The sequence below is a fragment of the Bacillus sp. R45 genome (assembly GCF_021729365.1).
In the GTDB taxonomy this organism is placed as follows: Bacteria; Bacillota; Bacilli; order Bacillales; family Bacillaceae; genus Bacillus; species Bacillus velezensis.
Window position 1 is genome coordinate 1,659,027 of record NZ_CP091421.1, and the last position, 15,849, is coordinate 1,674,875.

Below are 15,849 nucleotides of genomic sequence, written 5' to 3' on the forward strand. Positions count from 1 at the left end.
GGGAAATTATGCTCTTTTGCAGAAAAGCGAACGCGGAAAAAATCCGAATATGCGTTCGCTTTTTTCTTGGCAAATGCCAATAAACAAGGTATAGTATATGTAGTGGCAAGATAAAGGAGGAAAAAATAAATGAGTGATCGTCAGGCAGCCTTAGATATGGCTCTTAAGCAAATAGAAAAACAATTCGGCAAAGGTTCCATCATGAAGCTCGGAGAAAAAACGGATACAAGAATTTCAACGGTGCCAAGCGGCTCCCTTGCACTTGATACCGCTCTCGGAATAGGCGGATACCCGCGCGGACGGATTATTGAAGTATACGGACCTGAAAGTTCAGGTAAAACGACTGTAGCGCTTCACGCAATCGCTGAGGTTCAGGAAAAAGGCGGACAGGCAGCATTTATTGATGCTGAGCATGCTCTTGATCCTGTTTACGCGCAAAAGCTCGGTGTCAATATCGAAGAGCTTCTGCTTTCTCAGCCGGATACGGGAGAGCAGGCGCTTGAGATTGCTGAAGCGCTGGTGCGAAGCGGAGCTGTTGATATCGTAGTCGTTGACTCTGTTGCGGCGCTTGTTCCAAAAGCTGAAATTGAAGGTGACATGGGTGATTCACACGTCGGTTTACAGGCGCGTCTTATGTCTCAGGCGCTCCGTAAGCTTTCCGGCGCTATCAATAAATCTAAAACAATCGCAATCTTTATTAACCAGATTCGTGAAAAAGTCGGCGTTATGTTCGGAAATCCGGAGACGACACCGGGCGGCCGCGCGCTGAAATTCTATTCTTCCGTGCGTCTTGAAGTGCGCCGTGCCGAGCAATTAAAACAGGGCAACGACGTGATGGGGAATAAAACGAGAATTAAAGTCGTAAAAAACAAAGTCGCTCCTCCGTTCCGTACGGCTGAAGTGGACATTATGTACGGTGAAGGAATCTCCAAAGAAGGGGAAATCATCGACCTTGGAACTGAACTGGATATCGTGCAAAAAAGCGGTTCGTGGTATTCTTATGAAGAAGAACGCCTCGGTCAGGGCCGTGAAAACGCCAAGCAGTTCTTAAAAGAAAATAAAGACATCATGCTGATGATTCAGGAACAAATCCGTGAATATTACGGTTTAGACAATAACGGTGTAACGGACAAAGCGGAAGAAGTTCAGGAAGAGATGGAATTAGAAGAATAAAAACACGATCAAAAGAGCGGAATAAGCAATTTCCGCTCTTTTTTTTGTATGTTTCAAAAAAACACTGGCTGTGCGGAAAATTTTATCTGGAATGTTACAACTTTTTTCACCCTTCACTCGTCTAACATCATGGCGAAAGTTGAAATTATATCTGAGGAGGAAAAAAGATGACGAGCCCCCGCCGCACAAGAATAAATAAAAAAAGAAAGAAGAAGCTGATGAAAACGGGAGGGCTGTTTCTTTTTCTGCTGCTTGTCACTGTTTTTATTATGATCTGGACCGTCACAGCGCATCATCGGGAGAAGGAATCCGTTAAAAACGCTCCCGCCGCTCAATCTGATACTTCAAAAGACCAGACTCAACAGAAAAAAGAAAAGACGCAAAAAGAGAAAACACCTAAATCAATCGATCACAATAAACAGATCAGCAATTACTTGCAACAGATCGGGTTCAGCGGCACAGCAATGATCGTAAAAGATGGAAAAGTTGTGCTGAAAAAAGGCTTTGGCTATGCAGACCGAAAACAAAAAATTAAAAACAATCCGGAGACATCATATTATATCGGTTCTTCACAAAAAGCGTTAATCGCGACGGCTGTCCTGCAGCTTGAAGAAAAAGGGCTGCTGCAGACGAGTGACCCCGTCAGTACATACTTGCCGAATTTTCCTAACGGCACGCGCATCACATTGAAAAACCTGCTCAATCATACGTCCGGCATAAACGGGCATATTGAGGGTCGGGGACCGATTTCTCCAATTGATTTAATCAAGGATATAGAATACCGCGGAATTAAAAGGCAGCCCGGGGTTTGGGATTACAGGGATTCCAACTATTCAGTGCTTGCTTATATCGTATCTCAGGTCAGCGGGGAGTCTTATGAACAATATATAAAAGAACACGTGTTCAAACCGGCCGGAATGAAGCATGCCGGATTTTACAAAACATTTGCTGAAGCCAAATATCCTGCCGTCGGCTACAAAGTCGATGAGAGCGGCAGTCTTGTAACGCCGCACCTTTTGGACTTATCGCAGCTTTACGGGGCGGGCGACATGTATATGAGCGCTGAAGATCTTTATAAATTTGATAAAGCGATCGTAAACGGCACGCTCCTTTCAAAAGAAAGCTTCACAAAAATGTTTACAGCAGGAAGCAGTGCCGCTTACGGGATGGGGTTTTACATTGATCCGGGCAGCTATTCCAATCACGGTGTTATGCCCGGTTACAACATTTTAAACAGTTTCAGCCATTCGGCAAGCAAATATGTCATATTACTGTCAAACATTCAGAATAACGCCAAATTAGGACAGGTAAACAATAGAATTTACCAATTGCTTAACCAGGCGGACTGACAGAGCCGTCATTCACGAAAAGCGGATGAAGGTATGGTATGATATATACATGGGCGGCGATCCGAGCTGAAGGCGAATCGTTAAGCTGGCAAGCTTGACAAGTATTTCCGACACAATTACAATGAAGTTGTAACATTTGTTTTTTTAACATGATTGTTAAACCATTTAAACTTGACAAGGGCATGAGAGACTCATTCCCTGTGAAGGTTCTGTATGTTGAGAAAATCAGACAATGTACATGCCGGCACTTATTTAAGCAAAAACCAAGTTCATAGCAAGAGGAGGTGAAAGTATGACCCCAATGACGGTTCTCATCTCCATTTTGCTGACTCTGCTCGGTTTAGTTGTTGGCTACTATGTTCGTAAAACCATTGCCGAAGCAAAGATTGCGGGCGCACGCGGTGCTGCCGAGCAAATCCTTGAAGATGCAAAGCGTGATGCTGAAGCACTGAAAAAAGAAGCTCTGCTTGAAGCAAAGGACGAAATCCATACACTTCGAATAGATGCTGAACAGGAAGTTCGTGAAAGACGAAATGAGCTTCAAAAACAAGAAAACCGTTTACTTCAAAAAGAAGAAAATCTTGACCGTAAACATGAAGGAATTGATAAACGGGAAGCGATGTTGGAGAAGAAAGATCATTCTCTGAATGAACGACAACAACATATTGAAGAGATGGAAAGCAAAGTGGATGAGATGATTCGTATGCAGCAGTCAGAACTCGAACGCATTTCGAGCCTGACACGGGATGAAGCGAAACAAATCATTCTTGACCGGGTTGAAAATGAGCTTTCACATGACATCGCCATCATGACAAAAGAAACCGAAAACCGTGCGAAAGAAGAGGCAGATAAAAAGGCGAAAAACATTCTGTCGCTTGCTTTGCAGCGCTGTGCAGCAGATCATGTTGCCGAAACAACGGTATCGGTCGTCAATCTTCCGAATGATGAGATGAAAGGACGTATCATCGGCCGTGAAGGGCGTAATATTCGTACGCTTGAAACGCTTACAGGTATTGACCTGATTATTGATGACACACCTGAAGCAGTCATTCTTTCCGGATTTGATCCGATCAGACGGGAGACGGCAAGAATCGCTCTTGATAAACTCGTTCAGGATGGCCGTATTCATCCGGCGCGAATTGAAGAAATGGTTGAAAAATCCCGCCGTGAGGTTGATGACTATATCCGGGAAATGGGTGAGCAGACGACGTTTGAAGTCGGCGTTCACGGACTTCACCCGGATCTGATCAAGATCCTCGGCCGGTTGAAATTCCGTACAAGCTACGGGCAGAACGTACTGAAACATTCTATGGAAGTTGCGTTTTTAGCCGGTTTAATGGCTTCCGAGCTTGGAGAAGATGCAAAGCTTGCCAAGCGGGCCGGTCTTCTGCATGACATCGGAAAAGCAATTGACCATGAAGTGGAAGGAAGCCACGTGGAAATCGGAGTGGAGCTTGCGACCAAATATAAAGAGCATCCAGTCGTCATTAACAGTATTGCGTCACACCACGGAGACGAAGAGCCGACTTCCATTATCGCCGTTCTGGTTGCTGCCGCTGATGCACTGTCAGCCGCAAGACCGGGCGCGAGAAGTGAAACGCTCGAAAACTATATCCGCAGACTTGAAAAGCTTGAAGAAATCTCCGAGTCTTACGAAGGTGTTGAAAAATCATTTGCGATTCAGGCCGGCCGTGAAGTTCGCATCATGGTGAAGCCGGACTCCATTAATGATTTAGAAGCCCATCGTTTGGCGCGTGATATCCGTAAACGAATTGAGGACGAGCTTGATTATCCGGGACACATTAAAGTGACCGTGATCAGAGAAACTCGAGCCGTAGAGTATGCAAAATAAAGTGATGCGCTAAGCATCACTTTATTTTTTTGAGTCCCTGAAAAGGAAGGAATGGAATGTATGAGAATTTTATTTATCGGAGATGTTGTCGGTTCCCCGGGCCGCGACATGGTAAAAGAATATGTCCCGAAACTGAAAGCGAAACATAAACCGCATTTTACAATTATTAACGGAGAAAATGCAGCACACGGAAAAGGACTGACGGAAAAGATCTACCACAGCCTGATGGAAGCGGGAGCCGACGCCATTACAATGGGAAACCATACGTGGGATAAAAGAGAGATCTTCGACTTTATTGATGATGTGCCGCATCTTGTCCGGCCGGCGAATTTCCCGGAAGGTACGCCGGGCAAAGGCATTACTTATATTAAATCGAACGGAAAAGAGCTTGCCGTCATTAATTTACAGGGGCGGACGTTTCTCCCGCCGCTTGATGATCCGTTTGCTAAAGCGGATGAATTAATAGAAGAAGCGAAAAAGCGCACACCGTACATTTTTATTGATTTTCACGCGGAAGCGACAAGCGAAAAAATTGCGATCGGCTGGTATACAGACGGAAGAGCCTCTGCCGTGGTAGGCACCCATACACACGTGCAAACGGCAGATAACCGCATTTTGCCGAAAGGAACGGCATATATTACTGATGTAGGCATGACGGGTCCGTACGACGGAATTCTCGGTATGGACAGAGAAACGGTCATCAAGCGGTTTAAAACCAATCTTCCCGTCCGGTTTACGGTGGCGGAAGGTAAAACTACGCTGAGCGGAGTGCTCATTGACATCGACGATCAAACGAAAAAGGCCGTAAATATCGAACGGATATTAATCAATGATGACCATATGTTCTTTGAATAGGTGATCATGTGTTTATTTTATAAAAATATTAAAAGGAAAAGCAGGAATATAGCAACTTCTTAGTGAATATAGTAGAAATGGAAGGTAGCCCGCTATTTTTGAAAAGCATTGTGGGGATGGCTTTTTGGATAGCAACATCTAATAATGATTGTTCTAATGAACACTCACTTATCCATTGTAAAACTAAGGGGGAGCAGAAATGGAAATCTTAAAAGTTTCAGCAAAATCAAGTCCAAATTCAGTAGCAGGCGCGCTTGCCGGCGTATTGAGGGAACGCGGAGCCGCCGAAATTCAAGCAATTGGGGCGGGTGCCTTAAACCAGGCTGTTAAAGCGGTTGCGATTGCCAGAGGCTTTGTCGCGCCAAGCGGCGTAGATTTGATTTGTATTCCGGCTTTTACAGATATACAGATTGACGGAGAAGAAAGAACGGCGATTAAGTTAATCGTCGAACCCCGTTAAAAACAAAAACATGTACATTCTCAACCTGCTTGCGTAAGGCGAGCAGGTTGTTTTTATTGCTGTCATATTTTCTCACAATATTATATTGATAGTACGAAGAGATGATAAATGGCTTTATTCATATAATATTCAAAAAAAATCCCGCCCATTTTTCCGGACGGAAGCAGTTGTTTTCCTCGAGTGGACACTGGTGTTTACCTCCTTTTTATCTCATGTTACAATCCAGTTATTACAGTGTTTTTTCGAGGAGGAGTGTACATGTTGGGAGGAAAGATGAAAGCTATCGTTAAAAATGAAAACGCTTTCGGAGCAACTCTGAAAGAAATTCCCATACCTTCCATTAATGAGAATGAAGTTCTCATTAAAGTACAGGCCGCATCTATATGCGGTACAGATGTGCATATTTATAATTGGGATCAATGGGCGCAGAAACGAATCAAAACACCTCAAGTATTCGGACATGAATTCAGCGGTATCGTAGCGGAAACGGGTAAGCACGTCACAAATGTCAAAATAGGTGACTACGTTTCGGCTGAAACCCACTTCGTCTGCGGTACTTGTGTCCCGTGTTTAACAGGAAAACATCATGTGTGCACCCATACAAAGATCCTCGGCGTAGATACAGCCGGCTCCTTCGCTGAATATGTCAAAGTGCCGGCCCGAAATGTTTGGAAAAACCCCGCTGATATGGACCCCGCCGTCGCCTCTGTTCAAGAGCCGCTTGGCAACGCGGTGCATACGGTGCTGGAAAGCAGCCGGCTTGCGGGCGGTTCCGCTGCAATTATCGGCTGCGGACCGATCGGGCTGATGGCGGTGGCGGTGGCTAAAGCGGCCGGTGCATCCCGTATTGCGGCCATTGATAAAAATGATTACAGGCTGGCTCTTGCGAAGAAATTGGGAGCTGCGATCACCATTTCAGCTGATGTGGAAGATCCGCTTGAGGTGATCGACACCTTAACAGGCGGAGAAGGGATCGACCTTGTCTGCGAAATGTCAGGCCACCCGGCAGCCATAACACAAGGATTAAAGATGGCGGCCAACGGGGGGAGGTTCCACATGCTGAGTCTGCCGGAACGTCCGGTGACGGTTGACCTGACAAATGACGTGGTGTTTAAAGGACTTACCGTCCAAGGCATCACAGGCAGAAAAATGTTTGAAACATGGCGGCAGGTATCGCACCTGCTTGAATCCGGCCTTGTTGATCTGACGCCGGTGATCACGCATCAGTTTCCGCTTGAAGACTTTGAAAAAGGGTTTGACCTGATGAGAAAGGGACAGTGCGGCAAAGTCATTTTGATTCCATAAGGGGAGGGTTCTATAATGAAAGAATTTGAATTTCTAAAAGCAGAGCTTGATAAAATGAAAGAAAATAAAACGTGGCAGCAAATGAAACAAATTGAAACGAAGCAGGGTCCGTCGGTGGAAGTCAAAGGGGAAAACGTGATACAGCTTTCATCGAACAATTATCTCGGTTTGACGTCGCATCCAAGACTTGTCGAAGCGGCCAAACGCGCCGCGGAAGAATTCGGAGCGGGTACGGGGTCCGTCCGTACAATCGCCGGAACATTCACAATGCACAATGAGCTGGAGAAAAAATTGGCAACCTTTAAAAAAACAGAAGCGGCACTTGTTTTTCAATCGGGGTTCACAACGAATCAGGGCGTCTTATCAAGCATTCTTACAAAAGAAGATATCGTGATCTCTGACGAACTGAACCATGCTTCCATTATTGACGGGATCAGGCTGACAAAAGCAGATAAAAAGGTGTACCGCCATGTTGATATGGACGATTTGGAAAGGGTGCTGAAAAAATCAATGAATTACCGCATGCGCCTGATCGTCACCGACGGCGTATTCTCAATGGACGGCAACATCGCTCCTTTGCCTGACATCGTCAAACTTGCAGAGGCGTACGATGCCTTTGTGATGGTCGACGATGCGCATGCTTCCGGCGTACTCGGAAAAAACGGAAGGGGGACGGTTAATCACTTCGGGCTTGACGGAAGAGTCCACATACAGGTGGGCACATTAAGCAAAGCCATCGGAGTGCTTGGCGGTTACGCCGCAGGGTCGCAGGTTCTGATCGATTACCTGCGCCATAAAGGGCGTCCTTTCTTATTCAGCACTTCTCATCCGCCTGCAGTAACGGCCGCATGCATAGAAGCCATTGACGTCCTGCTGGAAGAGCCTGAGCATATGGAAAAGCTATGGGAGAACACGGCGTATTTCAAAGACAAACTGGTTCAAATGGGGCTGACCCTCACAAAAAGCGAAACACCGATCGTGCCGATATTAATAGGGGAGGAAGAAAAAGCCCAGGCATTATCAGACCTTTTATTGACCCGCGGCGTGTTTGCACAAAGCATCGTGTATCCGACGGTCGCCCAAAGAAAAGCGAGAATCCGCACCATTATTACGGCGGAGCATACAAAAGAGGAGCTTGACCGGGCCCTGGAAGTAATCCGTTCAGCCGCAAAAGAGCTTCAGCTTGTGTAAGGGGGAAATGATTCCCTCTTTTTTATTTCTTATTGATTCTTATTCTCAATAAGGTGTACAATAATAGGCTGGCGGTTGTGCCAAACGCTTTTAACCAGTATACTTGAGGGTGGAAGTTTCGGTTGAAAGGAGACATTCGAACATGAATGAAAAGCAAAAGCAGGAAAGCGGACAAGTGAATCCGGCGGACAAAAAATCCGAAAAGGATTACAGCAAGTATTTTGAAGCCGTATATATTCCGCCTTCTTTAAAAGATGCGAAAAAACGGGGCAAAGAATCCGTTCAATATCATAACGATTTTAAAATCTCTGAAGAATTTAAAGGCCTTGGTGAAGGCAGGAAATTTTATATCCGCACGTACGGATGCCAAATGAACGAGCATGATACGGAAGTCATGGCGGGTATTTTTATGGCGCTCGGTTATGAAGCGACAAATTCGGTTGATGACGCGAACGTTATTTTATTAAACACTTGCGCCATCCGGGAAAACGCTGAAAACAAAGTGTTCGGAGAGCTCGGCCATTTAAAGGCGCTTAAAAAAAACAACCCGGACTTGATTCTCGGCGTCTGCGGCTGCATGTCACAGGAAGAATCAGTCGTAAACCGCATCCTTAAGAAGCACCCGTTTGTCGATATGATTTTCGGCACGCACAACATTCACCGTCTGCCGGAACTGTTATCAGAGGCATATTTATCAAAAGAGATGGTCATTGAAGTGTGGTCGAAAGAAGGGGATGTCATTGAGAACCTTCCGAAAGTCCGCAACGGAAAAATTAAAGGCTGGGTCAACATTATGTACGGCTGCGACAAGTTCTGCACATACTGCATCGTACCGTATACCCGCGGAAAAGAACGAAGCCGCCGTCCTGAGGAAATTATCCAGGAAGTCAGAAGACTTGCAAGCGAAGGCTATAAAGAAATCACGCTGCTCGGTCAAAACGTGAATGCGTACGGAAAAGATTTTGAGGATATGACGTACGGTCTCGGTGATTTAATGGACGAACTGCGTAAAATTGATATTCCGAGAATCCGGTTCACGACGAGTCATCCGCGTGACTTTGATGATCATCTGATCGAAGTGCTCGCCAAAGGCGGCAACCTTTTAGACCATATCCATCTTCCGGTTCAATCAGGAAGCTCAGCGATGTTAAAAATGATGGCCCGTAAATATGACCGAGAACGCTATCTGGAGCTTGTCGGAAAAATTAAAGCGGCGATGCCGAACGCTTCACTGACGACCGATATTATTGTCGGTTTTCCGAATGAAACCGATGAACAATTTGAAGAAACGCTTTCGTTATATCGCGAAGTGGAATTTGACAGCGCATATACGTTTATTTACTCTCCTCGTGAAGGCACGCCGGCAGCGAAGATGAAAGACAATGTTCCGATGAGGGTCAAGAAAGAACGTCTTCAGCGCCTTAATGATTTGGTGAAAGAAATTTCAGCCAAAAAAATGAAGGAATATGAAGGCAGGACTGTCGAAGTATTAGTTGAGGGAGAAAGCAAAAATAACCCTGACATTCTTGCCGGCTATACGGAAAAAAGCAAGCTCGTCAACTTCAAAGGGCCGAAAGACGCCATCGGCAAGATTGTACGCGTCAAAATCGAACAGGCGAAAACATGGTCGCTTGACGGTGTGATGGCAGGAGAAGCAATCGAGGTGAAATAATAATGACGCTTTACTCAAAGAAAGACATTGTACAGCAGGCTAGGAACCTTGCGAAAATGATTTCTGAAACAGAAGAAGTTGATTTTTTCAAACGCGCCGAGGCGCAGATTAACGAAAATGAAAAAGTCTCTGCGATTATTAATCAGATTAAAACCCTGCAAAAGCAAGCCGTTAACCTGAAGCACTACGAAAAGCTTGAAGCGCTGAAACAAGTGGAAAGTAAAATTGACGCCCTGCAGGAAGAGCTTGAAGGGATTCCGATCATTCAGGAATTCAGAGATTCCCAGATTGAGGTCAATGACCTTCTTCAGCTTGTCGCACATACGATCTCAAATCAGGTGACAAACGAAATTATTACATCTACCGGAGGCAACCTGCTGACGGGAGAAACCGGTTCAAAAGTAAAACATTCGAATAACAGCTGTTCTATTTAAACACGGGGCCTTCATCGGCCCGTGTTTTTTTCTGTTTGAGAACTAATTGTAATATGTACTAAATTTTCATTGTCTCAACGTTTTGTCCTATTTTTACTGGAAAGTTTTATCATACTTAAAAGTAAAGTTTCTGGGCAGGGCTGCATACAATGAAACAGAAACTTTGTATTTTTATATTTTTATTATAAAAATGCACATGAGACAAATGCCCAGCATAAGATAACACGAAGAAGAACAAGGAGGCCTGCCGGAATGTCTGAATACAGGGAAATTATTACGAAAGCGGTAGTTGCGAAAGGAAGAAAATTCACCCAATGCACCAACACGATCTCGCCTGGAGAAAAACCGTCAAGTATACTGGGCGGCTGGATTATCAACCACAAGTACGATGCCGAAAAGATCGGGAAGACTGTAGAAATTGAAGGGTATTATGATATAAACGTCTGGTACTCTTACGCCGATAATACAAAAACGGAAGTTGTAACCGAGAGAGTAAAGTATGTCGATGTGATTAAACTCAGATACAGAGATACAAATTACTTAGATGACGAACACGAAGTCATTGCCAAAGTGCTGCAGCAGCCGAATTGTCTTGAAGTCACCATTTCTCCTAACGGAAATAAAATCGTGGTTCAGGCAGAGAGGGAATTTTTAGCAGAAGTGGTCGGTGAAACGAAAGTCGTCGTCGAAGTCAATCCTGACTGGGAAGAAGACGATGATGATGATTGGGAAGACGATCTTGACGAAGAATTAGAGGACATTAACCCTGAATTTTTAGTCGGAGATCCTGAAGAATAAGTTGAGGCTAGGGGAGTTTAACACCCCGAGTCTCTTTTTTATATATAAAGATATCACTCTTTTGTTTATGTTATAATGGGATTCGGATAAGAGAAGATACATAGTGAGGGATTAAATGATGGCTAGTTACACGCCTATGATACAGCAATACTTGAAGATAAAGGCAGAGCACCAAGATGCCTTTTTATTTTTTCGGCTTGGTGACTTTTATGAAATGTTTTTTGAAGATGCAAAAAAAGCGTCGCAAGAGCTTGAAATTACACTGACAAGCAGAGACGGAGGTTCGGCTGATAAAATTCCGATGTGCGGCGTGCCGTATCATTCCGCGGCGGCTTATATTGAACAGCTGATTAAAAAGGGCTATAAAGTGGCGATCTGTGAGCAGACGGAAGATCCGAAGGCGGCTAAAGGCGTTGTAAAAAGAGAAGTCGTCCAGCTGATCACCCCGGGAACCGTGATGGATGGAAAAGGCATCCATGAGTCGGAAAACAACTTTATCGCTTCCGTTTCCGAATTTCGTAACGGATACGGTCTCGCTTTATCAGACTTAACGACCGGAGAAAACCTGGCCGTATTTATTGAGCGGATTGAAGATGTCATGTCAGAAATTTACTCAGTCGGCGCAAAGGAAATTGTCGTATCAAGCAAGTTTAACGAACATACGGCTGCTCGGCTGAAAGAACGGTGCGGCGCAACGATTTCCATCGAAGACGGGGAAATAACAGAACGCATTGAAATCGCAAAGCACTTGCCGGGCGAAGAGCTGACAGAGACGTTTATGCGTTTATATACGTATTTGCAGAAAACGCAAAAACGGAGCCTGGATCATCTGCAGCCGGTTCAAGTATATGAATTGGAAGAAGCGATGAAAATTGACCTGTATTCAAAACGGAATCTTGAGCTGACGGAAACGATCCGTTCGAAAAGCAAAAAAGGGTCATTGCTTTGGCTTTTAGACGAGACGAAAACAGCAATGGGCGGCCGGCTTCTCAAACAATGGATTGACCGCCCGCTGATCAGGGCATCCCAAATCGAAGAACGCCAGGAAATGGTCGAGACGCTGATCAATCATCTGTTTGAGCGTGAAGATCTGCGCGAGCGCCTGAAGGAAGTATACGATTTAGAACGTCTGGCGGGCCGGGTCGCATTCGGAAACGTCAACGCAAGAGATTTAATCCAGCTGAAAGAATCTTTAAAACAAGTGCCGAGCATTAAAGAGCTTGTAGGATCTCTTAACCATAAAAAAGCAAAAGAACGCGCCGGCTTGATTGATCCGTGCGGAGATTTGCTTGACCTGTTAGAAGAAGCCCTTCATGAAAACCCGCCGTTATCGTTAAAAGAAGGCAACTTAATTAAAGACGGCTATCATCAGAAGCTCGATGAGTACCGTGACGCCAGCAAAAACGGTAAAGACTGGATTGCCAGACTGGAGCAGCAGGAACGCGCTTATACGGGCATCCGTTCATTAAAGGTCGGTTTCAATAAAGTGTTCGGCTATTATATTGAAGTCACAAAAGCAAACCTTCATCTGCTTGAGGACGGGCGGTATGAGCGGAAGCAGACCCTCACAAACGCCGAACGGTACATTACGCCGGAATTGAAGGAAAAAGAAGCGCTTATTTTAGAAGCGGAAAACAACATCTGCGAGCTGGAATATGAGCTTTTTGCCGGTCTGCGTGAAAAGGTCAAACAATTTATTCCGCGTCTGCAGCGTCTTGCCAAACAAATGAGTGAGCTGGATGCGTTGCAATGCTTTGCTACGATCAGTGAAAACAGGCATTACACAAAGCCCGTCTTTTCTGATAATGAAGTAAAAGTCATTGAAGGGAGACACCCCGTCGTTGAAAAGGTGATGGACAGTCAAGAATACGTGCCGAACAACTGCTTGATGGGCGATTCGCGGGAAATGCTCCTGATTACGGGTCCGAATATGTCAGGTAAAAGCACGTACATGAGACAGATCGCACTTCTATCGATCATGGCCCAGATCGGCTGTTTTGTGCCCGCAAAAGAAGCGGTTCTGCCGATTTTTGATCAAATCTTCACGAGAATCGGGGCAGCGGATGATTTGATTTCCGGACAAAGCACCTTTATGGTGGAAATGCTGGAAGCGAAAAACGCGATTGTGAACGCCACAAAAGACAGCCTGATCCTGTTTGATGAAATCGGCCGCGGGACATCAACGTACGACGGAATGGCGCTGGCACAGGCGATTATTGAATATGTTCATGATCATATCGGCGCTAAAACACTGTTCAGCACGCATTATCATGAGCTGACGGTGCTTGAAGATAAGCTTCCTCAGCTGAAAAACGTTCATGTGCGTGCAGAGGAATATAACGGAACGGTCGTGTTTCTCCATCAAATCAAAGAAGGAGCCGCAGATAAAAGTTACGGCATTCATGTCGCCCAGCTTGCGGAGCTCCCGGACGATCTGATCAGCCGCGCGCAGGAGATTTTGAAACAGCTTGAGCAGACGGGAGATAAACCGGAGCTTCCGGCGGCACCTGAGAAAAAGCCCGCCGTCAAAGAAGAACCGGCACAGCTGTCCTTTTTTGCTGACGGTGAAAAAGAACAGAAGGCACCGGCGGTTTCTAATAAAGAAAAACAAGTGCTTGAAGCTTTTAAGTCAATCAATATTCTCGATATGACGCCGCTTGAGGCGATGAATGAAATGTACAAGCTGCAAAAAAAATTAAAATAGAAAGAGGTGACGGACTTGGCAAAAGTCATCCAGCTGTCAGATGAACTTTCGAATAAAATAGCGGCCGGCGAGGTGGTCGAACGGCCTGCCTCAGTCGTTAAAGAATTGGTGGAAAACGCCATTGACGCAAACAGCACAGTCATTGAGATCGACATAGAGGAAGCGGGGCTTTCGTCGATTCGGGTGCTCGATAACGGCGAAGGGATGGAAACCGATGATTGCAAGCGGGCTTTCCGCCGCCACGCGACCAGTAAAATCAAAGATGAAAACGACCTGTTCCGGGTGAGAACACTCGGTTTCCGCGGAGAAGCTTTGCCAAGTATCGCGTCTGTTTCTCATCTGGAAATCAAAACGAGCATCGGAGAGGGGGCGGGAACCCATCTCATTCTTCAGGGCGGGAATATCATTTCTGAGCAGAAATCCTCCAGCAGAAAAGGAACGGAGATTATCGTTACCAACCTGTTTTTCAATACGCCCGCCAGATTGAAATATATGAAAACCGTGCATACGGAGCTCGGCAATATTACGGATGTTGTCAACCGGATTGCTCTTGCGCATCCGGAAGTATCCATCCGTCTGCGCCATCAGGGGAAAAATCTGTTGCAGACAAACGGTAACGGGGACGTGCGCCATGTGCTGGCCGCAATTTACGGGACGGCGGTTGCGAAAAAAATGATACCGCTCCATGTCAGCTCGCTTGATTTTGAAGTCAAGGGCTACATCGCGCTTCCGGAAATCACGCGTGCATCCAGAAACTACATGTCATCTGTCATTAACGGCAGATACATTAAGAATTTTCCGCTTGTAAAAGCGGTGCATGAGGGCTATCACACACTTCTGCCGATCGGCCGCCATCCGATTACGTTTATCGAAATTACGATGGACCCGATTTTGGTCGATGTCAATGTCCATCCGTCGAAGCTTGAAGTCCGCCTCAGCAAAGAGACGGAGCTGCATGAGCTGATCCGTGACGGGATAAAGGAAGTGTTTCAAAAGCAGCGGCTTATTCCGAGCGCCCAGCTCCCGAAAAAAACAGCGCCGGCACCGGCCAAAAACGAACAGCAATTTATGACATTCGAGGAAAGCGCGCCTGAGCGGAAACTTCCTGAAAAAACGCCGGAGCCGTCTTACTCACCGATGAAGCTGAGTTCGGTCGTAAAAGAGCCGGAGCCGGTCATAGAAGAAGAGTCCCTGCCGGATGAAGCAGGTCACGGAGTGCCGCCGGAGCTCGGCATGCCGGTAACGGAAGCGCCTGTTTCCGATATTCCGGAGCCTGAAGAGGAGGCTGACTCTGAAGAAATACGGGAAGAAAGAGTTCCGGTGATGTATCCGATCGGCCAAATGCACGGGACATATATTTTAGCCCAAAACGAAAACGGCTTGTATATCATTGACCAGCATGCGGCGCAAGAACGGATTAAATACGAATATTTCCGGGAGAAAGTCGGGCAGGTCGAGCCTGAAGTGCAGGATATGATCGTGCCGCTCACCTTTCATTATGCGGCAAATGAAGCGCTGATCATTGACCAGCATCAGCATGAGCTTGAAAGCGTCGGAGTATTTTTAGAAGCATTCGGCACGAACAGCTACATCGTCCGCTGCCATCCGGCCTGGTTTCCAAAAGGGGAAGAAGCTGAACTGATTGAAGAAATCATTCAGCAGGTGCTTGACGCCAAACAGATCGATATTAAAAAACTCCGGGAGGAAGCGGCCATTATGATGAGCTGCAAAGGCTCAATCAAAGCGAACCGCCATTTGAGAAACGACGAAATCAAAGCGCTCTTGGACGACCTGCGCCGAACGACAGACCCGTTCACATGCCCGCACGGCCGGCCGATCATTATCCACCACAGTACGTATGAGATGGAGAAGATGTTTAAGCGTGTGATGTAATAACAACGTTTATGTGAGACTAAACCGTTATTTACCCACAAGCAGCCTTACTAGTTTGAATGACCCAGCCTTTCAGAGATAACTTTTGAGTTTTTTAATTTCTGGCATAATTGTTGCATGGTATACCGAAATCATGAAGATAATTTGTTTAACATCCAGTTAT

At 45.8% G+C, this 15,849-nt stretch carries 12 protein-coding genes; all 12 read left to right on the forward strand.

Annotated features, from left to right (window positions below; translation table 11 throughout):
* Positions 1 to 129: 129 nt before the first annotated feature.
* The 12 genes from recA to mutL all read left to right on the forward strand — a co-directional run bounded on the left by recA (position 130) and on the right by mutL (position 15,686).
* Positions 130 to 1,173 (forward strand): recombinase RecA, encoded by a 1,044-nt coding sequence (gene recA / locus L3V45_RS08380; RefSeq protein ID WP_003154145.1) that lies wholly within the window; start codon positions 130 to 132, stop codon positions 1,171 to 1,173.
* A 167-nt stretch (positions 1,174 to 1,340) separates the two neighbouring features.
* Positions 1,341 to 2,522, forward strand: coding sequence for a serine hydrolase domain-containing protein (locus L3V45_RS08385; RefSeq protein WP_003154142.1), 1,182 nt, complete (start codon positions 1,341 to 1,343; stop codon positions 2,520 to 2,522).
* Positions 2,523 to 2,814: 292 nt separating this feature from the next.
* Positions 2,815 to 4,374, forward strand: coding sequence for a ribonuclease Y (gene rny / locus L3V45_RS08390; RefSeq protein ID WP_003154140.1), 1,560 nt, complete (start codon positions 2,815 to 2,817; stop codon positions 4,372 to 4,374).
* A gap of 60 nt (positions 4,375 to 4,434) precedes the next feature.
* Entirely contained in the window at positions 4,435 to 5,229 is a 795-nt protein-coding gene (locus L3V45_RS08395; RefSeq protein ID WP_003154137.1) for a TIGR00282 family metallophosphoesterase, read from the forward strand.
* 199 nt (positions 5,230 to 5,428) lie between these two features.
* Complete coding sequence (gene spoVS / locus L3V45_RS08400) at positions 5,429 to 5,689, forward strand: stage V sporulation protein SpoVS (protein ID WP_003154135.1); 261 nt, start codon at positions 5,429 to 5,431, stop codon at positions 5,687 to 5,689.
* A gap of 258 nt (positions 5,690 to 5,947) precedes the next feature.
* Positions 5,948 to 6,994: an L-threonine 3-dehydrogenase gene (tdh, locus tag L3V45_RS08405; protein ID WP_234949695.1), complete on the forward strand. Its 1,047-nt coding sequence runs from the start codon at positions 5,948 to 5,950 to the stop codon at positions 6,992 to 6,994.
* A gap of 12 nt (positions 6,995 to 7,006) precedes the next feature.
* Positions 7,007 to 8,185: a glycine C-acetyltransferase gene (locus L3V45_RS08410; RefSeq protein ID WP_088412322.1), complete on the forward strand. Its 1,179-nt coding sequence runs from the start codon at positions 7,007 to 7,009 to the stop codon at positions 8,183 to 8,185.
* Positions 8,186 to 8,327: 142 nt separating this feature from the next.
* Entirely contained in the window at positions 8,328 to 9,857 is a 1,530-nt protein-coding gene (gene miaB / locus L3V45_RS08415) for a tRNA (N6-isopentenyl adenosine(37)-C2)-methylthiotransferase MiaB (RefSeq protein ID WP_003154116.1), read from the forward strand.
* 2 nt (positions 9,858 to 9,859) lie between these two features.
* A complete protein-coding gene (locus L3V45_RS08420; protein WP_003154113.1) occupies positions 9,860 to 10,291 on the forward strand; it encodes a regulatory iron-sulfur-containing complex subunit RicA in 432 nt (143 codons plus the stop codon).
* Between the two features lie 252 nt (positions 10,292 to 10,543).
* A complete protein-coding gene (gene cotE / locus L3V45_RS08425; RefSeq protein WP_003154111.1) occupies positions 10,544 to 11,089 on the forward strand; it encodes an outer spore coat protein CotE in 546 nt (181 codons plus the stop codon).
* A gap of 118 nt (positions 11,090 to 11,207) precedes the next feature.
* Positions 11,208 to 13,793 (forward strand): DNA mismatch repair protein MutS, encoded by a 2,586-nt coding sequence (mutS, locus tag L3V45_RS08430; protein ID WP_060657369.1) that lies wholly within the window; start codon positions 11,208 to 11,210, stop codon positions 13,791 to 13,793.
* A 15-nt stretch (positions 13,794 to 13,808) separates the two neighbouring features.
* Entirely contained in the window at positions 13,809 to 15,686 is a 1,878-nt protein-coding gene (mutL, locus tag L3V45_RS08435; protein ID WP_003154106.1) for a DNA mismatch repair endonuclease MutL, read from the forward strand.
* Positions 15,687 to 15,849 lie beyond the last annotated feature (163 nt).